At 59.3% G+C, this 26,565-nt stretch carries 20 protein-coding genes; 16 read left to right on the top strand and 4 right to left on the bottom strand.

All coding sequences use genetic code 11. The features are described 5' to 3' along the window. Nucleotides 1–185 precede the first annotated feature (185 nt). From BCF46_RS18725 to BCF46_RS18660, 14 genes are all read left to right on the top strand, one after another. Nucleotides 186–881 carry a CoA transferase subunit A gene (locus tag BCF46_RS18725; protein WP_121028130.1) on the top strand — a complete coding sequence of 232 codons (696 nt, stop codon included), beginning with the start codon at nucleotides 186–188 and terminating at the stop codon, nucleotides 879–881. Nucleotide 882: 1 nt separating this feature from the next. Then, nucleotides 883–1,506, top strand: coding sequence for a 3-oxoacid CoA-transferase subunit B (locus BCF46_RS18720; protein WP_121028128.1), 624 nt, complete (start codon nucleotides 883–885; stop codon nucleotides 1,504–1,506). Between the two features lie 91 nt (nucleotides 1,507–1,597). After that, a complete protein-coding gene (locus BCF46_RS18715) occupies nucleotides 1,598–1,879 on the top strand; it encodes a hypothetical protein (protein WP_121028126.1) in 282 nt (93 codons plus the stop codon). Between the two features lie 40 nt (nucleotides 1,880–1,919). Then, nucleotides 1,920–2,318 (top strand): acyl-CoA thioesterase, encoded by a 399-nt coding sequence (locus BCF46_RS18710; RefSeq protein ID WP_121028124.1) that lies wholly within the window; start codon nucleotides 1,920–1,922, stop codon nucleotides 2,316–2,318. A gap of 101 nt (nucleotides 2,319–2,419) precedes the next feature. Then, the gene (locus tag BCF46_RS18705) at nucleotides 2,420–2,788 is read left to right on the top strand and encodes a hypothetical protein (protein WP_121028122.1); all 369 of its coding nucleotides are present in this window, start codon (nucleotides 2,420–2,422) and stop codon (nucleotides 2,786–2,788) included. Continuing rightward, entirely contained in the window at nucleotides 2,785–3,126 is a 342-nt protein-coding gene (locus BCF46_RS18700; protein WP_121028120.1) for a hypothetical protein, read from the top strand. The genes BCF46_RS18705 and BCF46_RS18700 overlap by 4 nt, the downstream gene beginning before the upstream one ends. Before the next feature lie 179 nt (nucleotides 3,127–3,305). Beyond that, entirely contained in the window at nucleotides 3,306–3,908 is a 603-nt protein-coding gene (locus BCF46_RS18695; protein WP_170157985.1) for a lectin-like protein, read from the top strand. A 237-nt stretch (nucleotides 3,909–4,145) separates the two neighbouring features. Beyond that, nucleotides 4,146–5,072 (top strand): choline ABC transporter substrate-binding protein, encoded by a 927-nt coding sequence (gene choX / locus BCF46_RS18690; RefSeq protein WP_121028117.1) that lies wholly within the window; start codon nucleotides 4,146–4,148, stop codon nucleotides 5,070–5,072. 79 nt (nucleotides 5,073–5,151) lie between these two features. Next, a complete protein-coding gene (gene tmpT / locus BCF46_RS18685) occupies nucleotides 5,152–5,784 on the top strand; it encodes a thiopurine S-methyltransferase (protein WP_121028115.1) in 633 nt (210 codons plus the stop codon). After that, complete coding sequence (locus tag BCF46_RS18680) at nucleotides 5,781–6,971, top strand: MFS transporter (RefSeq protein ID WP_245990277.1); 1,191 nt, start codon at nucleotides 5,781–5,783, stop codon at nucleotides 6,969–6,971. Before tmpT ends, BCF46_RS18680 begins: the two co-directional genes overlap by 4 nt. Nucleotides 6,972–7,031: 60 nt before the next feature. Further along, on the top strand, nucleotides 7,032–7,865 hold the full coding sequence (choW, locus tag BCF46_RS18675) for a choline ABC transporter permease subunit (RefSeq protein WP_121028136.1): 834 nt from the start codon (nucleotides 7,032–7,034) through the stop codon (nucleotides 7,863–7,865). Continuing rightward, nucleotides 7,862–8,287 carry a GFA family protein gene (locus BCF46_RS18670; RefSeq protein ID WP_121028111.1) on the top strand — a complete coding sequence of 142 codons (426 nt, stop codon included), beginning with the start codon at nucleotides 7,862–7,864 and terminating at the stop codon, nucleotides 8,285–8,287. The genes choW and BCF46_RS18670 overlap by 4 nt, the downstream gene beginning before the upstream one ends. Then, the gene (gene choV / locus BCF46_RS18665; RefSeq protein WP_121028109.1) at nucleotides 8,284–9,306 is read left to right on the top strand and encodes a choline ABC transporter ATP-binding protein; all 1,023 of its coding nucleotides are present in this window, start codon (nucleotides 8,284–8,286) and stop codon (nucleotides 9,304–9,306) included. The genes BCF46_RS18670 and choV overlap by 4 nt, the downstream gene beginning before the upstream one ends. A gap of 164 nt (nucleotides 9,307–9,470) precedes the next feature. Further along, nucleotides 9,471–11,528, top strand: coding sequence for a type VI secretion system Vgr family protein (locus tag BCF46_RS18660; RefSeq protein ID WP_121028107.1), 2,058 nt, complete (start codon nucleotides 9,471–9,473; stop codon nucleotides 11,526–11,528). 45 nt (nucleotides 11,529–11,573) lie between these two features. On the opposite strand, the gene BCF46_RS18655 is transcribed toward BCF46_RS18660, so the two are convergent. The 4 genes from BCF46_RS18655 to BCF46_RS18640 all read right to left on the bottom strand — a co-directional run bounded on the left by BCF46_RS18655 (nucleotide 11,574) and on the right by BCF46_RS18640 (nucleotide 15,922). Continuing rightward, nucleotides 11,574–12,272: a hypothetical protein gene (locus BCF46_RS18655; protein WP_121028105.1), complete on the bottom strand. Its 699-nt coding sequence runs from the start codon at nucleotides 12,270–12,272 to the stop codon at nucleotides 11,574–11,576. 91 nt (nucleotides 12,273–12,363) lie between these two features. Next, nucleotides 12,364–13,440 carry a Fic family protein gene (locus BCF46_RS18650; RefSeq protein WP_121028104.1) on the bottom strand — a complete coding sequence of 359 codons (1,077 nt, stop codon included), beginning with the start codon at nucleotides 13,438–13,440 and terminating at the stop codon, nucleotides 12,364–12,366. A 102-nt stretch (nucleotides 13,441–13,542) separates the two neighbouring features. After that, the gene (locus tag BCF46_RS18645; protein ID WP_121028103.1) at nucleotides 13,543–14,613 is read right to left on the bottom strand and encodes a ParB/RepB/Spo0J family partition protein; all 1,071 of its coding nucleotides are present in this window, start codon (nucleotides 14,611–14,613) and stop codon (nucleotides 13,543–13,545) included. A 4-nt stretch (nucleotides 14,614–14,617) separates the two neighbouring features. Continuing rightward, complete coding sequence (locus BCF46_RS18640) at nucleotides 14,618–15,922, bottom strand: AAA family ATPase (RefSeq protein ID WP_121028101.1); 1,305 nt, start codon at nucleotides 15,920–15,922, stop codon at nucleotides 14,618–14,620. 429 nt (nucleotides 15,923–16,351) lie between these two features. Between BCF46_RS18640 and BCF46_RS18635 the strand changes: the two genes are divergently transcribed. Further along, nucleotides 16,352–17,065: a DnaA N-terminal domain-containing protein gene (locus tag BCF46_RS18635; protein WP_121028099.1), complete on the top strand. Its 714-nt coding sequence runs from the start codon at nucleotides 16,352–16,354 to the stop codon at nucleotides 17,063–17,065. A 281-nt stretch (nucleotides 17,066–17,346) separates the two neighbouring features. Then, nucleotides 17,347–26,529: an S-layer family protein gene (locus BCF46_RS18630; RefSeq protein ID WP_147436022.1), complete on the top strand. Its 9,183-nt coding sequence runs from the start codon at nucleotides 17,347–17,349 to the stop codon at nucleotides 26,527–26,529. The last annotated feature ends 36 nt before the right edge of the window (nucleotides 26,530–26,565 follow it).

The following is a 26,565-nucleotide window of genomic DNA, read 5'->3' as shown; positions in this document are numbered from 1 at the left end:
ACCCTTAGAGGTGTTTGAAAGCGAACTGATGGAGTTACGGAACCGATTGGAGTAAAAGGTTAAATCAGGAACTGCGCTTCAGCGTGAGTTCACACACCTCCCGAAACTATGTTGCAACTGCAGCAAATCCACGCAACAAATGGCGCCAACAGCCGGACCTGCGGCGCGTTTCAGAGGAACCTTCGATGAAAAAGATTTACCCCTCCGCAGCCGAGGCCCTCGACGGGCTGCTGCATGACGGCATGTTCATCGCCGCTGGCGGCTTCGGCCTCTGCGGCATCCCCGAGCTGTTGCTTGAAGCCATCAAAGAGGCCGGCACCAAGGATCTCACCTTTGCGTCCAACAACGCGGGCGTGGATGATTTCGGCATCGGCATCTTACTACAGACCAAGCAGGTCAAGAAAATGATCTCGTCCTATGTGGGCGAAAACGCCGAGTTCATGCGCCAATACCTGTCCGGCGAGCTGGAGCTGGAATTCAACCCGCAAGGCACGCTGGCCGAACGCATGCGCGCAGGCGGCTGCGGCATCCCCGGCTTCTACACCAAAACCGGCGTCGGCACCGTGATCGCGGACGGCAAAGAGCATAAAGACTTCAACGGCGAAACCTACATCATGGAGGAAGGCATCTTCGCCGACCTCGCAATCGTCAAGGCATGGAAGGCGGACCCGACCGGCAACCTCGTGTTCCGCAAAACCGCCCGCAACTTCAACCCGCCCGCCGCGATGTGCGGCAAAACCTGCGTGGTGGAGGTCGAGGAGATCGTCGAGACCGGCTCGCTCGACCCCGACAACATCCACCTGCCCGGCATCTACGTGCACCGCATCATCCAAGGCGACCACGAGAAGCGAATTGAGCAACGTACTGTGAGGAGCGCATAACATGTGGGATCGCAATCAAATGGCCGCACGGGCCGCGCAAGAGCTGCAAGACGGCTGGTATGTGAACCTCGGCATCGGCATCCCGACGCTGGTGTCCAACTACATCCCTGACGGCATCGAGGTCACCCTGCAGTCTGAAAACGGCATGCTTGGTATGGGCCCCTTCCCCATCGAGGGCGAAGAAGACGCCGACCTGATCAACGCAGGCAAGCAGACCATCACCGAACTGCCGCAAACCGCCTATTTCGATAGCGCGCAAAGCTTCGGTATGATCCGCGGCGGCAAGATCGCCATGGCCATCTTGGGTGCCATGGAAGTGGCCGAAAACGGCGACCTCGCCAACTGGATGATCCCCGGCAAGCTGGTCAAAGGCATGGGCGGCGCGATGGACCTTGTCGCAGGCGTGGGCCGCGTCGTGGTGGTCATGGACCACACTTCCAAGCACGGCGATAGCAAACTGTTGAAGGAATGCACCCTGCCCCTGACCGGTCAGAAAGTCGTCGACCGCATCATCACCAATCTAGGTGTGCTGGATGTGGTCGAAGGCGGCCTGAAAATCGTCGAGACCGCCGACGGCGTGACCGAGGACGAATTGCGCGCAGCAACCGAGGCAACAATCGTCTAACAGCCCGCAACCTTCCGCAAATGCGCCAAAAACTTGCCGTAGTTTTTGTGCACAAAGCGCATGTAAGGAGGGACAAAAGGGCTGATTGGGTATGTTTCGGAACAGCATTGCATTGGTATTGCGGGTGTTTTTCGCCTTGGTCATCATTGGCCTCATAGGTCGGGAAATCACATACGAGGCCGCGCCCGTGGCGCTCGGTCCTAAATTTGTCAGCCCCGGCGACAAGCCGGGGCAACAGGCCAACGCGGATGACGAGCTCAATATTTTCGAACTGGCGCTGGAAGCCGCGCAAGACTTGCTCGGCCCTACGCCGGAGCCGGAGCCACGCTCCAGCCTCCAGCAGCTTGACCAGCGCAACCGCATTTCACGCTAACCACCTTGGCAACGCAGAAAACCTGTGAAACGCTGCGCTTATGACCAAAACCACACCGCAAACCGCCCCTGAAGGCGATCTAACGCTGCAAACGGTGGCCTTCCCCAAGGACACCAATTCTGGCGGCGACATCTTTGGCGGCTGGGTGATTTCCCAAATGGACATCGCGGCAGGCACCACGGCACAGCAACGCGCCAAGGGCCGCGTCGCGACGGTCGCCATCGAGGCCATGCGCTTTCACGCGCCGATCCTCGTGGGCGATCTGGTATCCGTCTACACGCAGGTCGTCAAAACCGGCCGCACCTCTCTGACCATGCATGTCGAAACATGGGTCCGCCGCCAACGCACGGCAGAGCTTGAGCTGGTCACCGAGGGCGACTTCACCTTCGTCGCGATTCAGGATTCCGGCGTCAAACGTCCCCTGCCGCCGCCGAACTAGCTGCGCGCATTGTTTCCAAATGTGACCCAATATCTGTCATGATATGACCACAATACCCTGATCGACTTGCGTCGAAACAGAGCAGTCATAAGGCCGTTATCATGGGCATCATTCGCACAATCCGCATTGTCGGCACTCTCATTATGTTCGGGGCGTTCGTGATGCTTGGACATTCCTACCACACAACGATGACCGCGCCCGCCGGCGGAGGCTCCGGCGCCCGTTTTGTTGCCAAGAACGGATCGGAAGTGACCCGCACGGGACCAGCTGAGCCAACAATTATAGACAGCGTGAAGCTGATGTGGACCGGTCTCACCGGCAAAAAAGAAAAGCCGAGAACCGGCTTGTCAGACCTGCGCAATCGCACCGCGCTGGCCCGCGCCCCTGCCCCGGGCAGTATGGAAGCCACGTCGCGCGAAATTGAATTCTGGACCAATCTCACAGCCAAGATGGGGTTCACTGGCCCATGAGGCGATTTTTCCTCGTCCTGCGCATTCTACCCCTGATAGGCTTTTGCGTTTTCGCCGCCGTTGCCGCTCTGCGCGTCCAAGCTGATCAGGCGGCAAGCGTCGGCAAACCCAAACTGCCATCTCGCATTGGTGCGTCACAGCACACGCCCTCTTTTGCCGAGAATGTGGCGCTGGAAATGAGCACGATGTGGGTAGAGCTTTATATCTCGTACCTCCCCGGCCTGATGCCCGAAGCGGTGGCGTATGAGCATACAGAGCACAACAGTCTCGACGCGCTCAAAATGCGGACCAAAAAGCCAGCTTACGATGTCGGGGGCTTCGACGTTCCGCTTTACTAGAATGGCAAGCGCCTAGCATTTTCGCCAATATCGCACCTTCGATTAAGTCCTGTATGGAAACAGTCTGTTCACCCAAAAGCACAAGTGCCAAATGTTTGAAGATATCACTGGAATTTCACCAAAAAACTAGTGTATTTGCCGTCAACCTTTCAACTTCCGTAAAGAGCGAGCTCTTAACTATGAAATCTATCCTGCTGACATCCGCCTTGGCCCTCGCCATATCCGCGCCTGCCCACGCCGCTCCTATCCAATGGGAAGCTAGCGCCGGTGGCAACGATCATTGGTACGAAATTATCTACCTTGGCGGCGGCCCAATTACTTGGAACCAAGCCAAGGCAAGTGCCGAATCCAAAAGCCATCTTGGCGAAACCGGATATCTCGCCTCCATCACGAGCGCGGCAGAGCAGGCTTTCGCAAACGCCGTAAACCTAGCGTTCTCCGCAGCATCACCTTACCACAACGGCTATGTTCAAGCATGGTTGGGTGGCAATGACATCGCGACCGAAGGCGCGTGGGAATGGACCACCGGCGAAGACTTCTCTTCCTACAGCAACTTTGCTTGGTTCGAGCCCAACAACTATTTTGGTGAAGATCACCTTGTCGGTTGGTGGAGTGGCGACAGATGGAACGACTGCGACGGCACCTGCGGCACTTATAAATACCTGATCGAATACAATGGTGCGACACCACCTGCGGTTCCGCTTCCTGCCTCCTTGCCACTGCTTGGCTTTGCAATTGCGGGCATCGCTGGTCTTTCACGCAAGCGCAAAAAAGCGGCCTAAGCCGCCTCACGACCGCAGGCAACTGCGTGGTCGTAAATTTCAAACAGCGAGCGTCGGTAAGGCGCTCGCTGTTTTCGTTTTCACACGAGCAACATCTCCAAGCCATCATCTGTTGCAGCCAGATATCTCGTCATCGCAACTGCGGCCATGTCGGTCTCCCGACAGTTCCAGCTTTACACTCGCGGCGAGCGGTATACCCTCACGCGCAAAGTAAAACACGAACTGGGAGACTACCAAATGTCCATTAGAACCACCCTCTCCGCGCTGGCCATAACCGCCATCGCCGGACCTGCCTTCGCCAACTGCGACGAAATCGTATTCTCCGATGTCGGCTGGACCGACATCACCGCAACCACTGCGGCCACGACCGTTCTGATGGACGCACTGGGCTACGAAACCGACATCAAGCTGTTGTCCGTTCCGGTGACCTACACTTCTATGGCCGAAGGCGATATCGACGTCTTCTTGGGCAACTGGATGCCAACAATGGAAGGCGACATCGCGCCTTATCGCGAAGCTGGCACAGTGGTTACGGTCCGCGAAAACCTTGAAGGCGCGAAATATACGTTGGCCGTAAACTCCGTCGCGAAAGAGATGGGCATCGCCAGCTTCGCCGACATCGCAGGCAAAGCAGAGGCGCTGGACGGCAAGATCTACGGCATCGAACCGGGCAATGACGGCAACCGCCTGATCCAGTCCATGATCGACGGCGACAGCTTCGGCCTGAAAGACTTCGAGGTGGTCGAATCCTCCGAGCAAGGCATGCTGGCCCAAGTCGAACGCGCCACCAAAAAGGGCGAACCGGTGATCTTCCTCGGCTGGGAGCCGCACCCGATGAATGCCAACTTCGACATGGGCTACCTGACCGGCGGAGACGAGTTCTTCGGCCCTGATCTGGGCGGCGCCACCATCTACACGAACACCCGCAAGGGCTTGGCTGAAGAGTGCCCGAACGTCGGCGCATTTCTGGGTAACCTGAAGTTCACGCTGGCCATGGAAAACGAAATCATGGGCGCGATCCTGAACGACGGCGAGGATGCAGACGACGCGGCCACTGCTTGGATGAAAGCTAACCCTGATGTGGTTATGGGCTGGCTCGACGGCGTGACCACCAAAGACGGCGGCGATGCCGTTGCAGCGGCTAAGGCGGCACTGGGCTTGTAAGCCAGCCGACATCATCTAACATTCAGGCCCGAGCGCGTCGCGTTCGGGCCTTTTTTCTTCAAACGACAGGCACAGCGCTATGAAAGCAGACTTCTGGCACAAGCGGTGGGAAGCCGGTCAAACAGGGTTCCACCAACGCAAGCCGAATGCGCATCTCGTTGACCATGTCCAGACCCTAAACTTGCCCAAAGGCGCCCGTATTTTTCTGCCGCTGTGCGGAAAAACCCACGATATCGCTTGGCTTATGGCTCAAGGCTACCATGTCATCGGGGCCGAGCTGAGTGCACTCGCCATCGAGCAGTTGTTCAACGAATTAGGTGTGACGCCCGACACCACCGATCTGGGCAAGCTCAAGCGCCTCAGTGCGGATAGCGTCGAAATCTATGTCGGCGATGTTTTCGATCTTACCCAAGACACGCTCGGTCACATAGACGCCACCTACGACCGCGCCGCTCTAGTCGCTTTACCGTCCAACATGCGAACACAATACGCCGCACATTTAGCCAAAATCACCAATATCGCGCCGCAACTTCTAGTCACCGTCCAATACGATCAAAGTGTTATGAACGGCCCGCCGTTCGCTATCACCGCCGACGAAGTACACACGCTCTACGACAATATCTACACCCTAGAACGCCTTGCACATGACGACGCAGAAGGCGGCCTAAAAGGCCATCCCGCAACCGAGGAAGTCTGGCTATTGCGCCAATGACCCGAAACCTCGCCCTCTACCCATGGCTAAAACTGTGCCAGAACCTCGCGTTCTGGCAGGCCACGTGGTTTCTCTATTTCCAGCAGGAACTCTCTGCATCTCAGGCCATTTTGCTCTACGTCATCTACGACATCGCCACCACGGTTCTGGAAGTCCCGTCCGGCTACATGTCCGACCGCCTTGGCCGCCGCCTGACTCTGATTTGCGCGGCCATCGCTCTGTTCGCTGGCGCTGCGCTGATCACCGTCGGCAACAGCTTCGCCATCTTCGCGGGTGGGCAAATCCTGCTGGGCGCGGCGTCGGCCTTCCGGTCCGGCACCGACACCTCGCTGCTGTATGAAAGTCTCACCGCCGAAGGTCGCTCAGATGAGGTTGAAACGCACGAGCTGCGCGCATGGCGTTTCGGCTTCTCCGCGCTTGCCCTGTCCGCCGTCACTGGGGGCGCGCTGGCGCTGTGGTCCGGCGCTCTGCCTTTCGCCGCAGGGGCCATCGCCGCCGCCGTGCTGCTCGCCGTGACCCTGCAACTCAAGGAACCACCCCACAAATTGCGCGCGCCGGAGCGTTTCGATGACCTGCGCACCTTGCGCGCCAACTTCGCCAATCCGACGCTACTTTGGCTCTTCGCGCTCAGCCTGCTGATGTATGTGTTCAGCCACATCCCGTTCGTTTTCGGCCAGCCCTTCATCGCCGAAGCGATGGCCACCAGCGGCCTCCGATCCGAGGCCCCGCTGGTCTCCGGCACCGTCTCCGCCGCGATGATGGTGCTGTCCGTGCTGGTCTCGCTGGTGGCGCTACGCATCCGCAAGCGCATCGGGCTGCCTGCCATCCTGCTGGTCGCCTTCGCCATGCAAATCGCGCTGGTGGCCTCGCTGGCCCTGTCTGGCAGCGTCCTTGTCATCGGGCTTTTGCTGTTCCGCATGATCCCCAATTCCCTGTCGCAACCGTTCATTCAGGCCCGCATCCAACCCCTTCTAGAGGACGGCACCCGCGCCACATACCTGTCGCTGCAAAGCCTGACCGGACGGCTGGTCTTCGCCGCAACGCTGCTTCTGGCCTCCGGCTCCGCCAGCACCAGCGCCAACCTGTCCTTCGACCAGATCCACACCATCGCCGGATGGTACGCACTGGCGGGCCTCGCAGCGCTCACCACCCTCGCCTTCACTGCCCGTCGCGCCAATCTGGAATAAACCCGCTTCCCGTCACGCCCATTTGTCGGCATGTTGGCCGCAACAAACCGGAAAGACCCCATGGACTGGCTCACAGATAACAAAATCCCGATCGGCAAAACCGCCAAAGCTATATTCGAGTGGTTGAAAGACGCGGGCGAGCCGTTCTTCGACGGGCTCTCCACCGTGATGGAAACCCTGATTGACGCGATCCTGTGGGTGCTGCAATCCCCCCACCCGCTGGTCACCATCGCGGGCTTCGTGGGACTGACATGGCTGCTTCAACGCTCGTGGAAAACCTGCCTGTTCGTGTTCCTCGGGTTCCTGTTCATCCTCAATCAGGACTATTGGGAAGAAACCACCGAAAGCCTCACCCTCGTGCTGTCCGCCTGCGTGGTCTGCATGGCCGTCGGCACCCCCATCGGCATCGCCGCCGCCCACCGCCCGCGCCTGTTCGCCGCCATGCGCCCAGTGCTGGACCTGATGCAAACGCTGCCGACCTTCGTCTACCTGATCCCGGCCATTGTCTTCTTCGGCATCGGCATGGTGCCCGGCCTGATCGCCACCGTGATTTTCGTGCTGCCCGCACCCATCCGGCTGACCCACTTAGGCGTCTCGTCCACCCCGCAACCCTTGCTGGAGGCCGCGCAAGCCTTCGGCGCAACCCCCCGCCAGACGCTTTGGAAGGTGGAGCTTCCCTACGCCCTGCCCCAAATCATGGCGGGCCTGAACCAGACCATCATGCTGTCGCTGTCCATGGTGGTGATCGCCGCGCTTGTCGGGGCAGATGGCCTTGGCGTGCCAGTGGTGCGGGCGCTCAATCAGGTGAATCCTGCCTTGGGCTTCGAGGCCGGTTTCGTCATCGTCGTCGTCGCCATCATGCTTGACCGCATGCTGCGGGTGGATGGCAAATGAGCCAGACCCACGACGCAGCCTGCCATTGCGACGCGGTGCAATTTCGCGTGACCCTCAGCGACGGGCTGAACACCGCGCGGCGATGCGATTGCTCATTTTGCACCATGCGCGGTGCGGTCGCCGTGACGGCACCCTTGGACGGCGTCACCATCACGGCAGGCGAGGACAACCTGACGCTTTACCAGTTCAACACCCGCACAGCGAAGCACTGGTTCTGCGCCACTTGCGGCATCTACACCCACCATCAGCGCCGCTCCGACCCGAACGAGCTTGGCGTCAATCTGGCCTGCCTCAAGGGTCATTCGCCCTTCGATCTTTCCGAGATAATCGTGAATGACGGCCAGTTGCACCCCTCCGACGGCGGCGATCCAAATGGCATTGCAGGCGTGTTGCGCTACACCAAATCCAAGGACTCACAATGAGCACCGCAGTTGATTTCAAAAACGTCTCGATCGTTTTCGGCGACAAACCCGCCACCGCCCTGCCCCTGATGGACGACGGCAAAACCCGCCCAGAAGTGCAGGAAGCAACTGGCCAAGTCTTAGGCGTGCATGACTGCTCCCTGACCGTGGCCGAAGGTGAAATTCTGGTGCTCATGGGCCTCTCCGGCTCCGGTAAATCGACCTTGCTCAGGGCCGTAAACGGCCTGAACCCCGTCGTGCGCGGCCAAGTGGAGGTCAACGACAACGGCACCATGGTGGATATCACCAACGCCGACGCCAAGACCCTGCGACGCATGCGCCTTGGCACCATCGCGATGGTCTTCCAGCAGTTTGGTCTGCTGCCATGGCGTTCCGTGCGCGAAAATGTCGGCCTCGGGTTGGAGCTTGGCGGCATGGCCACAGCCGACCGCAACGCCAAAGTCGAAGAACAACTCGCCCTCGTGGGGCTCGCCGATTGGGCGGACCGCAAGGTGGGTGAGTTGTCCGGCGGTATGCAGCAACGCGTCGGCCTCGCCCGCGCCTTCGTTACCGATGCGCCGATTTTGCTGATGGACGAGCCCTTCAGTGCCCTCGACCCGCTGATCCGCACCCGCCTGCAAGACGAGTTGCTGGAGCTGCAACAAAAACTCAAGCGCACTATTATTTTCGTGTCTCACGATCTGGACGAGGCGTTCAAGATCGGCAACCGCATCGCCATCATGGAAGGCGGGCGCATCGTGCAATGTGGCACCCCACAGGACATCTTCACCAACCCGCAAAACGATTACGTGGCGGATTTTGTGGCGCACATGAACCCCCTTGGTGTGCTGTGCGCCCGCGACATGGTGGAACCAGTGAAAGGCACGCCCAAGGCCACCATCGACGCGGATACGGACGTGACCGAGATCATGGACCAGATGGCCGACACCCCCGTTCTGGGTGTCACCCGCGACGGGAAGTTGATCGGGCAGGTCACCCGCGACACGGTGCTGGCCAAGCTGGTCAACCCGCGCGGGTGATGACTTAAGGCACACACCAAAGTCAGTCCCCGACTGGTTTCCCAAGCTCTATCTGCTGATAACAAATGACTATTGCCGTCGGCGCATCATCATTTCTTGGCAAAACGTCACGACAAGAGTAGCATCGTGGCAATTATTTCATTTTTTAACCGGGTTCTATTTTCATGAACAAACCATTTTCCCAAGACAACAAAGTCGGCAAGCTTCACACCACGCTTGGCAAGGACCATTTGGTTCTTCTGCGATTTGACGGCCATAGCAGCATTGATGATCTGTTCGAGTTCAACGTCGAGGCGTTGTCTCACGAGGCGAATATCGACCTCACCAACATCATCGGTACCCACGCCACCGTGGAACTTGATTCCATGTCAGGCGATAAATCCTTCTTCGACGGGGTTGTTACCGAGGCCGAGTGGACGGGCGTCCAAGAGAACGGCAACACCTATAATCTAGTCCTCCGCCCGTGGTTCTGGCTGGCGTCACGCCGCCGCAACCAGAAAATCTTCCACAACATGAACGTAGTGCAGATCGTGGAAGAGGTCTTCGGGGACTATTCCGGCCATGGCGACACGCCGTTCGAGGTTCAGCTGTCCCGCTCCTACCCCGAGCTTGAATACACAGTTCAGTACCGCGAAAGCGACTTCACCTTCGTCGCCCGTCAGCTGGAGCGATTCGGCATCCACTACTACTTTGTCCACGAGGAAGGCTCTCATAAGTTGGTCCTCAACGACGACATGGACAACTTTCCGCAGATCGATCAGGAAACGGTGCCTTTCTACCCCGTCGACGGCCAGCATCGCCCGCCAGAAGAACACTTCTGGCACTGGCAGCCCCGCCGCTTGCTGACCACCGGCGCGATCACAATGACCGATTACAACTTTAAGACCCCTGTGTCGCAAATGCTGACGGAGCATGTGGGCGATGCGCAATATGACAACGGGCAGATCGAAAGCTTCGACTATCCCGGCGACTACCTCGATCGCCAGCGCGGCGACGCGGTGGCAAAATTGCGTACGCTGCAAGAGCGCTCCAACGACCACTTCCACTCGGTTGTGGGCGACGTGGTATCGCTCAATGCCGGGTGCCGTGTCATAGTGGGCGGTCAGCAGGTTCCAGGCATCCTCGACGAGGAGTTTCTGTGCGTTCGCGTTGACTACAGCTTCCGCTCGCAAGCTTACGGCTCGGGCAACTCCGGCGATGACGGGTATGCCTACACCGCCAGCTACATCATGACCCCGATAACCGAGCCGTTCGAACCCGAGCGGATCACCCCCCGCCCCATCGTACACGGCCCGCAAACCGCGACCGTCGTTGGCGAGGGTGAAATTGATTGCGACGAATATGGCCGCATTTGGGTGCATTTCCATTGGGACCGCCTGAAAGCCTATTCGATGCGATGCCGTGTGTCGCAAAATTGGGCCGGTAAAGGCTGGGGCGGCATGATCATCCCGCGCATCGGCATGGAAGTCGTGGTCGAATTCCTTGAAGGCGACCCCGACCAGCCACTGGTCACCGGCTGCGTCTATAACGGCAAGAACAACGCCCCCTACGCATTGCCCTCCAACAAGACCAAATCCGTGTTCAAGACCGACACCCATCAGGGCAGCGGCTTTAACGAGCTGACTTTCGAAGACGAGAAAGATCAGGAAAAGATCTACATGCACGGCCAGAAGGATCAGGAGATCCACATCGAGAACAATCGCGAAAAGCGGGTCGACAATGACCAGTTCGAGACCGTTGGCCGCGACAAATCAATCACTGTCGGCCAGGATCACACTGAATCCGTAGCACGCGATGCCCGCCACAACGTCGGGCGAGACGTGAATTACACCGTCGGTCGCGATCAGATTGAAAATTACGGCAAGGACCACGTCCACAACGTCGGCAACATCCACAAACAGGCGATCTATGCCGATCATCTCGTTTCAGTGGGCCGCAACGTGGAGCAGGAGGTGTCCGGCAAATACACGTTGAACGTGGTCGACAGTATCACCAACAACACCGGCAAACACACACTTATGGCTTACGAGAAGTTCACCATCAAAGGCCCGGGCTGTTCCATCACCCTCGGTGGTGGAACGATCGAGCTAAAGGCGGCACAGATCAACCTCAAAGGTCAGGTCTCAATGGGCGGCGCAGGCTCCGCACAGGTCCCTACACTGTCAGGTGCGGCGAACAAGGCCCTGCCCTTGGTCGAGGAATGCCCGAAAGAGGGGGAATAGAGCCTTCTCAGACTGGGGGCTCGCGATATGCGGGCTCTTTTACGTTCAGGAGTCTTCTTTTTCAATCTCCGCGGCAGCCTCCAAGAGCTTCGCGGCGCCCAGTTTGATCGCAGCGTCACGACACGGTGCGATCAAAGTACAAGCGGCACCCAAGTAGCCCGTCGCCACAAAGAGATTGATCATCGCGTTTTTGATTTCAACCCCTCCAACAATGATGGGGCGTTCGAATTTCATCATGCCAGTGGATATGTCGATACTCATCCACGGATCTGGTTTGGCCGCCTCTTTTGCCGCGATATCGGCGTAGCGCGCAACAACGCCTCGGGGCGTCAAAACGTCCAGCGCCTTTTGATCGGGCAGAACCATCGTAAGCAGTTCGGGGTTTTGCTTTATGACTGCTTCCAGACCAAGCGCAGTGGCTAATCTGGGATCAGTAAACAGTAGGTCAGGCTCTGCACGCAAAAGGGCCTGCCGTCTGACCTCTGGAGGAACCGAGCCAAAAAACGCCGCTGCCGCATCATCAATCTCTGATTGGCGCAAAGCCGCGCCTGCTCCTTGTTTGTTGCCCCGCAGTGCCTGGCGGGAACCGGCGTCAAGGGCATCATCCGTCGATTGTCTGAGGCTTCGCTCCACCGCTTCCCGCAAAAGGGTGCCGAAAGGAGTAGCGGAGGTCGACGAAGGGACTGAGCTGGCTACAATCATCGTCGCCACAATAACCGAATTTCCAAACGATAGATTGAGCATCTGCCATATCCAAACTGTAGGTGTTACAGGTGAGCCAAGTTTGTTTCACCTGACAGTATAGCAGATTTTCGGATCCGTAGCGCTACCGCGATTAGACCACCAGATACACCTTCGCCCGCCCTGCCCCGACACCTTCGAGCACGCCGGCCTCCTCCAGCGCCGTCAGGTCGCGGGTGGCCGTGGCGGGGGCGATGCCGCCCAGTTTGACGTAGAGACGCGCTGTAAGGCCCTCTGCGACGCTCTCAGGCCCCAGACCCCACCATTTGCGCAGCACAGCCCCCTGACGGGCATTCATGACACTCTCGTGGCGCAGGAAGAAGCGGTTGCGGGCCGCGAGGAACCGCGCCTCGGCGTGTGCTGCGTCAACACCGGCCAGCAGCGCCTCCAGAAACCAGCCGACGAAGGGGGTCGCGTCGATGCCCCCCTGCCCTTCCTGCCGCCCCGCTTGCAGCGCGTCATAGTAGCCTTGCTTGTCCGCCTCGATCTGGCGGGACAGCGAAAACGGCAGCAGGGCGGTTTGGGCGAAAACATACTCTATCAACGCCCGACCAATGCGCCCGTTGCCGTCGCTGAACGGGTGGATGCTCTCGAACCACAAATGCGCCAAGGCCGCACGAATGGCGGGCGGGCTGTCATCGGCGGCGAGCCAGGACAGGAATTCCCCCATCTCGTAGTCGACCCGCGCGGCGGGAACGGCGCGATATAGCACCTCGTTCTCCCGACCTGCGATATTGCTCTTGGCGATCACCATGTCGAAGCTGCGCCACTGGCCGAGGTCTTCGACCTCCGCTTTGGCGAATAACGTCGCGTGCCAGCCTTGCAGCCGTTCGGCGGTCAACTCCCCTGCCCCACTGCGCGCGTCGCGCATGACCGTGACCACATCATCGGCGCGCCTGTTGGCGTGGGTTAGAGCCTGATTTGCCATGCTCGCCACAATCGACGCCTGTATCTGGGAGGCATCCAATTCCACCCCTTCGATGGCGAAACTGTGGACGGCTTCACGGGTGAATTCGCGCAGAATGATCTGGTGCCGCTCGTCATCGGTGAGGCCCGCATACATGCCACGAACCTCCCCCACCGCCTCGGACGCGGCGGCCAGAAGCGGCGCAAGGGCGGTCGCGTCATAGGTAAAACGCGGCCAATAGGGGGAGGACCAGATTTCTGCCATGAGGTGCTTCTATCGGCTAATCAAATCAAAAACCAGCCCATTTTGATTTGATTAGCGCGAATAATTCCCTCAAACACCCCAAACGGTAACCCATGGGTTACCCTAGAGGCTCTTGATGGAGGGCTTGCCCTCCTCCTTCAACGCGTCTTCGAACGCCTTGATCGCCCGCTGCAACTGCGCCTTGGGGATCGACGCATAATCCTGCTTGGACACGATGCGGCATTCCCCCTGACGGGCGGTCACCTTGGTTTGGCCGACATGGAACTCGAACTTCTGCTTGGGGGCTTTCGGCGCAGGCTTGGCGACCGGAGCAGACCCGCCCGCGAAATCCGCCAGCACCGCGTTCTGTGCCTCCGGTGTCGACGCGACGGACAGACTGGTGCGCAGATCACTCACGCTCCCCTGCCCCGCTTTCAGCGCCCGTGCGGCGTCCACGCCCAGATTGCGCGGCACCGATTTGGGCCACGTCAAGTCGCCTTCCAGCGCGTCGAGCAGCGTCACGAAGCTGCGGATGTAGGACTTCTTCATCTTATGCAGCGCCCCATAGAGCCGCCCCACCAGCACGTCCGCCGATGGCTCGTCCACCTGCGGATCGTTCGCGGCGGTGATCGCCACCTGCGCCATTTCGGCAAAGGTCAGATCCTCGCGGACCACGTTCTCCTCGACCATGTCGATATAGCGAGTTAGGCGGTTGTCGTCGGCCCGCGCAATCCGCGCGATGATGCCCGCATAAGCGTCGTCGCCAGTCTCTGCGAACAGCTGCGACAGCGCGGTGAACCGGCGCCAGCCTTTCTTCAACTGCAAGCGCCCGTCTTCGCCGCGATAAAGCTCTACCGGTTCCTTCTGCCCCCGCGCCATGATCGAGGCTTTCAGCTCCTCCATCTCGTCGCTTTGGGCCACCGCGTCCAGCTCCAGACGGTCGCGCGGCAGGTCGTCGGTGTGGACCTCGGCGAGCGCTACACGCTCCAGCACACGGCCCTCGTCGGCGGCGGCCCGGAAGGCTTTGGCGTCCTCGGCATTCTGGCGGCGCTGCTCCACCTTTGCCTCGGTGCTCTCGGTCAGGTTCTCGGCGGCGTCGCGCACCGCGGCCCCCATCGGACCAACGGAGCGTTCGCGGGGTTTCATCGACTTGGTTTCCAGCGGCGCGAAGCCGAATTTGTTGTCGCGTGTCATGGGGTCAATCCTTTCCTTGCTCGGACTGGCGCTTCCACGAGGCCAGCAGAGTGTTGCGGAATTCATCATAGGCGCGGTCAAAACTTTGCCGCGCACGCTTCCACGTTTCGCGGGTCATTTGCCGGTAATCCTGCTCATAGACGCTCATCTGGAAGCGGCCCGATTGCTCCACCGCGCGGGTCATCTCGATCGGGTTCGCGCAGACATCCGCCCCGAACACGTTGCGAAAGGCATCCATCATGGCGAGGTGCAGCGGGTTGGTATTTTCAAAGCGCGTCATGAGGAGGCGTACATCATGGAAGCGTTTGGGAAGCGTTAACCCTGCGTCCTCTGCGAGCGTCGCGAAGCCTTCGGAAATGTCCTGCATCGCGTCGCCCAACTGGCCCAGATAGGAGGTCGTGGAGTCGTATTCCCAGTAGCCGGGGCCGGAGGGGATATAGAGGATATCGGCGGCGAAAGCGGCGTTCAGCGACTGATAGCCGATGGCGGGCGGGCAGTCAAAAATGATCAGGTCGTACTGGTCGTCCGGCAACTCATCAAGGTAGCGGGCAACGCAGCCGAAGAAGCTCCATGCTTTGTGGAGCGAGCGGTATTGCGCGGAGGCGAATTCGACAAAGGCCGCGTTGGCGCAGCTTGGGATGATGTCGATGGTCGGCCAGCAGGTGGGCTGGATGAAGTCTTGGAACCGTTGCGCGCCAATGGATTGAACATCCTCGGGCAACTCATCCGAAGAAGGGTAGGGGCAGTCGTCGGGGTCGTCATAGCTCTCCGTGATCCGGTCCGCCTCGCGGCACAGATCGCGGCACATGATGCCCCAGACGGTGTTGGTCTCCTTCACCTCGTTGAGGCCCATGGAGTGGGTCAACGTCGCCTGCGGGTCGAAGTCGATGCACAGCACGCGGTAGCCGTCGAGCGCGGCGGCATTGGCGAGGTGTTGGGCGACGACCGTTTTGCCAACGCCGCCCTTAAAGTTGCTGACCGCCACCCGCATCGCGCGGCCCTTGGGGCGCTCGGGCTTCAGGTTCTTGCCGCGGAACTTGATGCGCAGACGCAGCTCGTTGATCTCCTCAAGGGTAAACCAGCGCTGGCGACCGTCCTCTTGGGTCTCGCCCTGGGGCAGGGACGGGTCGTCCGCCAGCTTCTTGCGCAGCGTGTCGGCGGGGACGTCGAACATGAACTGGGAGATTTCCCAGATGGAGAAGGGGCGCAGCGTCTTGGTTTCCCCCGGCGAGAAGGTCGCGCGGCGCACAGCAGTCTGCTGCGCGAGGGAGCGTTCGTTCATGTCTTGAAGGTCTGAATGGTCTCTCATAATGCCTGCTCTTGTTTTTGTACGTTTTCTGCTGAATAACGGGAAAATGCGAAACAGGCAAAACCCAATTTCAGAAATATCGCGTTTTTCATCGATTCGGCGAATTTGCGGGATTTTCAGGATTCAGCGCGAGTCCGGACGCTAGATATGGTGACACCTTCTCTCGACAGAGCCGGAATAAGGTGACAGCAGACACTAAATAGGGTGACAGCAGTTATGTCCCCCTTCACCAATATACCTATATTTTCTTTTTGATTTGGAAGATTTGAAGATAATCCCGTTCTTGCAAACCTGTTGACAGAAAACGGGAAATCGTGCCTTTGTCATCCTCAAGCAGAATCGCATCCAAAGAAGGTGCAAAGGGCCGCTAAGGCTTTGAGGCAAAAGGCCGGACGACTTGGACCGGCGCTAGGTGACAGGCATGGTATCGTGGAACTTAAGAAGCTGACAGGCCCTCAGGCGGGGTCTTTGAAATATGATTTGCTGACGGCGCTTGGGGTCGCGGGGCTTCATGGCAGCCCAACGGTGCAGACGTCGCTGATGCGGCTGAGCGCTATGGTGACGGCGCGCTACAACTGGCGGTTGGACGAAGTGTCGATTGGGCAAGCCGAGCTGGCGCGGCTTTGGGCGGTGAACGAGCGGACGGTCAAACGGGAAATGAAACGATTGACCCAAGATGGCTGGATCATGTGTCTACGTGCCGGTGTGCGGGGCAGGGTAGGGGCCTACCGCCTGAACTATGCCCGCATCTACGAGAACACCCAAGCATGTTGGCCCGCCGTAGGTCCCGACTTCGCCGATCGCATGGAGGAGATGTCGGGTGCGCGCCGGGTGGTAAAAGTGGACTTTGCCGCGGCGACCCCAAAAGTGGTGCCGCTGAGTGCGGTACCGGAAGGGGCGCAAGGATGGCCAGCAGTTGCCCGGCGATTGCAGCAAACCCATCCGGAACTTTATGAAAGCTGGTTTGCAAAATTGAAGGAGGGGCGCGCGGCTGCGGGAGAGTTAAACCTTCTCGCGCCGAATGCTTTTGTCGCTGGCTACATTGTCACGCATCTTTTTCGATTTATTCAGGATGCCGCTGCAGTAGAGGCAAAGGCCGTGCAAAATCCAGTTCCAAGGGTTTCATTGTCGTCGAGTTCGTAACAGTGCGATTCGACGACACCGAATAATTCATTGATAATAAACGAAAAAATCACCCGTGTGGCTCCACGTCAACAGGAGTGATTAATAGACCCCTAATTTAGGCGAGATATTGCCTGACTGTTGAACAAACGTCACATCTGTGCGAGCTTCCGACAATGCGTTATCCGGAGCTATTTTAAATGTTCGTTTCAAATTCCCAAACTTTTATGCACTCATGTTTCCGTTCAAAGTTGCCATTACGCTCGACCACTTCGGCTCTCGCGGTTTTAGCGCTGATCGCTGTGACGGGAACTCACCCATCGCTTGCGCAGGATGCTCAATGGATCGGTCTTGGTGGGACTGTGACAGCAGGCGAAAGCGGGATTTGGGATACCGGGGCGAACGACGGTAACTGGGTTCCTGTTGGCCCGGGCGCACCGGGGTTTGATCAGCTAGATGATGTGGTCTTTTCACCGGGCACATACACGGTAACGCTTCTCGAAAACATTACGGTCGGGAATATGACCCTGAACGGGAATACAACGATCGTCGGTAACGCGTTCACGCTGGGTTTCGATAACTCGGTTGCTGGCGACGAGTCGTTAATCGTGAACACAAATTCCACAATTAACGCAACGATGTCGGGAGGTAGCTTTGCTATTTCGGGTGCCGGTGACCTGACATTCGGCAATAGTGTGACTGCCCTTGGGTTCAGCAGCCCCGGGATTGGCACCATCACAAATAACGGCACCGGTACCGTAACATTCGATAACGCAGTCACCGCGGGTGGCGGTATCATAAACAACGGCACACAGCTGACATTGAACGGTGCGTCTACATCTACCGTAACCAACAGCGGTAGCGGGACTGTAACGATTGGCGCCACCGGTTCGGCGGGCGATGTATCTAACACCGGCGGGGCTGCGGGTGTCGTCAACATCGAAGGTTCGGCAGGGGCTGTCTCGAATGGCACTACGTCGAACGGGACCATCAATGTGTCTGGCACGGTGGCAAGTGTTGCGAATACCGGGACTACGGTTGTTAGCACCATCAACTTGGAGAACGGTGCTAACGTTACGGGCACGGTTGGCAACGCAAGAAATGACAATCTAACAATTGAATCTGGCGCTACGGTTGGCGGCGCGATCAGCAACTTTGGTAACGTGACGCTGAATGGCGGGGCCCTTGCGGTAGTCATAAACCGAGCAAACGCCACGCTGGATGTCGCTGGGGACGCGACGCTAACTGGCGGACTAAATAACGCGGGTAACATTACCAACGCGACGAACGCGACTTCCGTGATTTCTGGTGCCACCTCTTTCACCAACACCGGCGACATCAACGCGGGGTCGGGTTCGGTGACGGTTCAGGCGGGCACCATCAGGATGAATACAGGCACCTCGTCCACCGGGACGGTGAACCTGACCACGACGTCTGGCAATGTCGACATTTACGGCAGCTACACAAATGATGGCACCATCACGAGTGCCAGTAATGTGATTGTCCGCACATCCGGCACACTAACCAACAGCGCTGGCGCGTCGATCAACGCTACAGAAATTAGAAACAACAACGTTCTAAACCTTGCGGGTGGCTCTTTCGGTGGTGGCATTACCAATGTGGCGTCTGGCGATCAGATTAACGTGACGGCTGACACTGTTGTCGCGGGCGCTTTGGACAACATTGGCGGTACGATCACCAACACCTCTGGCGCGAATGTGATTTCCGGCGTCAGCACCTTCACCAACTCTGGCAACGTAACCGTCGCAGGTGGCAGTCTAGATATTGACGCCGTCGATGTGGCGCTGAACACGGGCACAGTTTTATCTGGCGACGTAAACTTCGATGTGGCCAACAATCTGAATGTCGCCAGCGGCATTGCCGTTGAACTTGATGGGGCTTCCAGCGTCGCCAATGCCGTAAACAACGCAGGCGGGGCAGTTACGATTTCGGGCGCGACCGTGGGCGCAGTCAACCAGACCGTGGGCGGCTCGACCACGATCACCGGGGCCACATCTGTTGTCACCAATACGGTTGATATTGACGCGGGCACGTTCTCTTTGACCGACGGCTCCATCGGTGGCCTTGATCTTGCCAACGGGTTGAGCGGCTCCATCACCAACGGCACGGTTACAACAAACGGCATTCTTATCGGAACCGGCAGCACGGCGACGTTGAATGGCACAGTAAACGTGACCGGCGCAATCACCAACTCGGGCGCGCTTGGAGTAGCGGGGCCTACCACCTTGACTGGCGCATACGCCTATACTGGCGCTGGCAGCTTCGGCACCTCGGGTCAGACACTGACCTTTAGCGGCGCCGGTTCTGTGGAACTGGCAGCTGGCGCGACACAAACCGTCGGTTCTACTGTTATCTTCGAGATGGCGAACCTGATTTCGTCAGCCACCCTGACGCAAGGCGGGGCGCTTGGCTATGGTCTGACGAACAACGGAATATTCAATACCAACGCGACAACGACCTTCGGCACGGCTCTTCCAGCAGGCCCGACCCGCGATGTGGTCAACAATGGGACGTTCAACGCTAATAATGACACTACGATCACCGGAAGTCTGACCAACACCGACACTGTAGAAGTTGCAACAGGCACCACGCTGGCCGCCGACACCATCACCAATGACGGCACGATCAACGTGAACGGCTCCGGCACCCTGCAAGGAACTGGCAGTACGCTTGACAACAACATGACGATCAACGTGTTGGGGGGCGGCACCGTGAGCGGTGCGGGCGCTATCAACAACAACGCGGGTGGCACGATCGCCTTTACCAATGGCGGCACGTTGCAATCGGATGACGACGCGGCTGGTGGCGAAGCGATCAACAACACCGGCACGATCACAGTGGCGGCAGGCACCGTGGATGGAGCGGGCTCTGACCTGAACAACGGCACCGACGGCACAGGCGCGGTTTCGGGCGGCGGAACAATTGATTTGACGACCGGCTCCCTGACGGGCCTTGGTGATGTGGACAACTCCGGCGCCGGATCACAGATCAACATTGGCGCGGGTCAGACACTGGATGCCACTTCGGTTGCTAACGCGGCGGGGGCAACGATCACCAATGCGGGCACTGTCGGATCTGCCATTACCAATCCTGGTGTGGCGTTGACTGGCGGCTCTTTGGCCAACACAGGCACTGTTTTTGGCGATGTCAGCACCGCTGCAGGTGCTGCGGGAGGACAGGTCAGCAACGTTGGTGGCACGATCACTGGCAACGTGAATGCGTTGAGCACGAGTGCGATCAACAACCAAGGCGGCACGATTCAAGGGACCGCATCCGTGGCAAGCGCGTTTGATAACAGCGCGGGCGGTGACGTCGTTGGCACTCTGACGAGCACTGCGGGAGCAGTGAACAATAACGGCGGGTCGATCAACTCGGGCGGTGTCGTGGGAGACACCAACTCTGTGGCTGGCAATCTGAGCAATATCGGTGGCACGATTACCGGCAATCTGACGTCGACATCAGGCACGGTGACAAATTCTGGCGCTGGCTCGTCTATTACAGGTAATGTGGCTGCCACTGCGGCGGTCGACAATTCCGGCGGCGGGTCCATTGGCGGCAACGTAACCACGACGTCCGGCGGCTTGAACAACGCCGGCGGTTCGGTCACCGGCAATGCTACAGTTGCGGGCACGTCGAATAACACTGGCGGGTCCATCGGAGGCAATCTGACGAACACGGCGGGCACCTTCACCAACGGGTCAGGCGGGTCTGTTGGTGGGACTACCACGATTAACAACGGCACCGTCGTCGCGAGTGGCGGCACGTTTGGTGGCGACGTGACTGTGAATAGCGGCGCGAGTGCTACCTTCACCGTGGAGCAGAACACCACGATCAATGGCGATGTGACCAACAACGGCACCGTGAACAACGCTGGTGCAGCCGCGGCGGTGGAGCTGACGGTAGCGGGCACCAACGGGGCAAACGGAACATTCACCAATGACGGCAACTTGACTGATGCATCCGGCAACGGCCTGACCGTAACGTCGAACAGCATCGTGTTGGATTCGAACTCAAACGTAAGTGCAGGCGTGACGCTGAACGGCAACGTCTCCAACGCGGGGTCTCAGGATATTGCCGCTGACTTGACGGGTAACCTGATCGTCGCGGCAGGTGGTGACACCGACATCGTGGCGGGCATCGCGGCGAACGGGTTCGACATTACCAACAACGGTGACCTGACGGTCGAAGCTGCCGGGTCTGTATCCGGTGTACGCTCACTCGATAACAATTCGACATTCACTGTCGACGGTGACGTCACCGTCGATGGATCGAACGGGCCGACAACAACTACGGGTCTGGCCGCGGGCGAGTTTGCCAATGACGGGACGACGAACATCGCGGCTGGCACGACGCTGACGGCGGTGACCATTAGCAACAACTCGGGTTCGATCAATCTGCTTGGGGCAGGGGCGAGCCTTGTCGGGACCGGAAACACCTTGAACAACTCGTCTGCACTTAACGTCGCCGATGGCGGGATCGTTTCGGATGCGGGCGCGATCAACAACAATACTGGTGGAGGTGTCATAGCCTTTGCAGGTGGCGGAACGATCAACGCAGATAGCGACAACGTGGGCGGAGAGGCGTTGAATAACACCGGCTCTATCACCACGGCTGGCACGGTGAGCACCATTACAGTGGGCGACGGCACTGCCGATCTGCTCAACAACACGGGTGGCGGTACGATCAACATCGGGGCGGGCGACACATTTGGTGGCGCGGCTGTGACGTTGAGCAACACGGGCGCAGGATCGCAGATCGACATCGGCAATGGCTCCACCCTGGTGGTCGATACCTTTACCAACACGTCGGGCGCGACCATCAACAACGATGGCACGATTACCCAGACGGCGGCAGTTGTAACCAATGGCGCGGGCGGGGTGTTCAACAACACCGCCAATGGCACCACGGGTAACTTCGTGAATGGTGGCACAGCCAGCAACGCAGGCACCATGGGTGACGTGACCAACAATGCCAGCTCGACCTTCACGGCGACGGGCGCCAGCACGCAAGGTGATGTGTCCAACTTGGGCACAGCCAATCTAGATGGCGGCACCGCGGTGAACGTGAACCAAGGCACCGGCGCGACCGGCACATTGGCTATTGGTAACACCGGGACCGCATTTGCGGTGTCCGGCGCCCTAACGGCGGATGACGGCACCACCATCGTGGGAACAGACGGTACAATCACCGGGACGACCACTGTGGGTGATGCTGTTGGTGCGGCGGGCTCCGCGATTGTGAACTCCAGCGGCACACTGACGGGTGCTGCGACCGTGAATAGCGATGGTACGCTGAACGTAAATGGAGGCACTGCAAGTTCTGTCCAGGTGACAAATAACGGCTCTGCCTCTGTGGGCACCACTGGCACCGCAGCTTCGGTGACAGGCACGTTGCAGATCGACGAGGGCCAAGTGGCCGTCGGAGATGATGGTATGGTTGGCGGCCTGACCACCGTCGGTGACGGGGCAGGCGGCACGGCAACAGCGTCGATTGCCAGCACCGGCGACTTGGCGGCTGTCATTGTGAATGCCGACGGCTCCGCTGATCTTAACGGCGGTTCGGCTGACTCTGTTCAGGTTGACGGCGGCACCGGCTCGTTGGGTAACACCGGTACTGCGGCGCAGATCGACACAACCTTGGTCGTCAATGATGGTACATTTACCGTCGGCACCGACGGTGATGTGGTCGGTGTGACGACTGTGGGTGACGCGGCGGGGGCTGCGAATTCGGCCAATGTGGTGTCCGCTGGCGACCTAGCGGCGGTGAACGTGGTGTCCGATGGCAACCTTGATGTGAACGGCGGCACCGCAGGTGCCGTGGCCGTGGACGCAGGGACCGTGACCAATGCAGGCACCATGGCGAGCCTGACGGCAACCAATGGCGCGACCGTGACCAACGAAGGCGCGGGTGTCGTCTCGGGCGCGTTGAGCAACACGTCCAGCGCTGTAGACAACCAAGGCACTGTTGCGAGCTATGACCAAAGCGGCGCGGGTGCTACCGGCACCAACTCCGGCGCGATTACGGGTGTAGCTGCGGTCAATATCGGGACCCTGACACAAACGGCTGGTTCTATCGGAACGGGCGACGTAGCAGCGGGTACGACGCTGGATATCGACGGCGGTACTGTGACGACACTGGATAACGAAGGCACCACAACCAACGCAGGTACGATCACCACGGCGAACAACACCGGAGCCACGGCGAGCCTGACCAACGAGGCGGCAGGGGCGATCTCTGGCTTGACGACGAACCAAGGCACTCTGGTCAATGCGGGCACCATGGCTGGCCTGAACCAGAATACGTTTGGGACCGCGACCACTGCCAACACCGGCAGCATCACAGGTCCGGTGGATCTGGACACCGGTACGATCACCCAAACCGGAGCTGCGGCGTCGATGGGCGCGACGGATGTGGCGGCTGGTACAACGCTGAATGCCAATGACGGCACGGTTGGCGCGGTCACGACCGCAGGCACGACGATTATCGGTAACGGCGACGCCGTTGCCGCCACTGCTGACAGCCTGACGGTGAATGGCGGGGTCACGACTGTTGGCACCGACGGCACCGTCACCAACGCAAGCACCGTCGCAGCAGGCGCGCAGCTGGACAGCACCGGCGCTTTGGGCGCTGTCGCAAACGCGGGCACACTGAACGTGGACGCTGGAACTGCTGGTGATATCACAAACACCAACATCGCGAATGTCGATCTGGGCGCATCTGCGGGAGCGATCACCAACTCCGGCACCTTCGTGAATGACGGCACTGTTGCAAGCATCGCTGACAATTCCGGCGGTACCTTTGCCAACACCGGCACGGTGACCACGACAGCCAATGTCACAGGCGGCACGTTGACCAACACTGGCGCCGTAACGGGGGCCACCACGGTGAGCGGCGCGGGGACCGTGAACAGCACGGGCAGCTTGGGCGACGTCACCAACACGGGTGCGATCCTGAACATCAATGATGGCACCGCAGGGGTCGTCACCTCGACCGGCACCACGCTGATCGGCGACGGTGGGACGGCGAACTCGACCGTTGTTGCCGCGCTGAATGTCGGCGGTGGTGTGACCACGGTGGGCGCAGACGGACAGGTAACTGGTGCGACCAATATCACCGCAGGGCAGGTGGACAGCACAGGTAATCTGGGTGCTGTCACCAACGCGGGTATCCTGAATGTCGACGCTGGCACCGCTGGCGCGATCACCAACTCCGGCACCGCGAATGTGGATGCAGGTACGACAGTGGGCACAGTGAGCAACTCTGGTACGTTGACGGCAGACGGCACCTTGGCGTCGTTGAACAACACGGCGACGGCAACTGTCAGTGCTACTGGTGTGGTCACAGGAGCGACGGTCAACAATGGTGGCACGCTGGATACATCCGGTACGCTGGCGACTGTCGACAACCAAGCGGGCACGGTTAACGTGAACGCAGGTACCACAGGCGCGATCACCAATGCGGCTGATCTGAACTTGATCGCAGGCACCGTGGCGAGCGTTACGCAAAGTGGTGGTGACACCAACAACGCAGCCAACATCACTGGTGATGTGACGGTTAATGGCGGCAATCTCGACAACTCTTCCACGATCGGCGGCAATGTCGCGACGGCGGCGGGCGCTACTGCGAGCAACACCGGCACGATTGCGGGCAACGTGACCAACGCGGGCACGCTGACAAGTTCTGGTATCGTGACCGGCTCCGTGGCCAGCTCCGGGACAGCAAACCTGTCGGGCACTGTGGGCGCGCTGGACAACTCTGGTGCTTTGGATGTGGTGGGCGCGCTTGCGATCACTGGCGCAGGCACCAACTCTGGCACGCTGAACCTTGCGGGCGGTGAGAGCATCACCACAGGCGCGGGCTTTACCAACACGAATGCAACCGCTGGCGGCTTTGTGGTGGAGGGCACCATCAATGGCGGCACCACCAACACTGGCGCGATGCTGTCTAACGCGGGCACATTCAACGGCGGCTTGACCAATAGCGGCACGATCACCACTGCGGGTGGCTTCACTGTCGCCTCTGGTGGCATGGTCCACAACGGCACGGTCGAGATGACCAATGGCGTTACGACAGATCAGGTTAACATCGCAGGTGGTATGAGCGGGACGGGTGTCTTTAACCTAGACGCCAATCTCGACAGCTCCGCACCGGGCGGGCTTAACAGTGACACGATTGTTGTCACTGGCGGGGCCACGACCGGTAGCTACGTGCTGAACTTCAACACCATCGGAGCAGGGACGCCATCTATCGCCGATCCAGCAGTTCTCGTTTTTGACGTGGATGACTCCTTTGGTGCGGCGGGTAACAACTTTAGTTTCGGCGCGAGCGGGTTGCCGCCATCTGGCGGACAAGTGGTATTTGGCCTGTTTCAGAACGGTGCGGGCGATCTGAGCCTTGCGGCCCAGCCAAACCCCGGTATCGGGGCAATCGCGGGCAATGTGGTTCTAACACAGTCGCTTATCGGCACGGTAATCAACCGTCCGTCCAGCCCGTTTGTTTCTGGTCTTGCTTATGAGGACGACGACAGCTGTGGCGCTGGCACCTGGGGCCGCTTCGTAGGCGGTAGCGCCGAAGTCAGCGGTGCGACGCAAAACGCGGTGTCCAACATTTCCTCGACCATCGACGCCAAGTATTACGGCTTGCAGGTTGGTGGCGACTGGGGCTGCTTCAACGGCACCTTCGGCGGTTGGGATCTGGCCTTTGGCGGGATATTTGGTGTGAACCAAGGCACAACCACGCAACCGGTCTTTGCGGTGAACCAGAACAATGCAACGCAGGTAACAAACACAGTAACCTCGATCACCGATGGGGATTTCCGCCAAACCTATGCCGGGCTTTACCTTGCAGCGGCCAAGGGCGCGTTGTCGGCTGACCTGCAAGTCCGCACGGAGCAAACCGACTACGAGTTCACCAACACGGCGGTGGTCGCAGGGTCGGCTCTGGGCCTGACGAATTCGACGCTGAAGACCAAAGCGCTGACGGTGTCTGGCGCGTTGAGCTATTCCATTCCCTTGCAGCAAAGCGGGTTGACCTTCGTGCCGACCGCTGGGTTCGGTTTGACGCAAACCAAAGCTGCAACGCTGACCTTTACGGATGGGGCGACGCTGCAAACGCAAGACAGCACCACGGCGATTGGCTTTGTGGGTGGTACGCTTGCGAAAACATTCTTCGGCGACGATGGCACGTCGGCCACCAACATCTTTGCAACCGGCACCTACTACAACGACTTCGGTAAAGAGCGACGTTCGGTCTACACCGATGCGGGTGGCGCATCGCAAAACCTGACCTCCGAGAACCTTGGAGCGTATGGCGAGTTGAGCATGGGCGTGAACTACGTGAAGATTATCGACGAGGGCAAATTCGGTGCAGCCAAGCAGATGAACGCATCTATTCGTGCTGATGGCCGCTTCTCCGGTTCCGTAAGCAGCTACGGCGTGACCGCACAGCTGCGGTTGCAGTTCTAAGGCGATGGCGGACGGGTCCGCCTCTGGCATGCCCCC

The sequence above is a fragment of the Litoreibacter meonggei genome, from assembly GCF_003663885.1.
GTDB classification, from domain to species: Bacteria; Pseudomonadota; Alphaproteobacteria; order Rhodobacterales; family Rhodobacteraceae; genus Litoreibacter; species Litoreibacter meonggei.
This window is presented reverse-complemented; position numbering and strand designations above follow the sequence as displayed.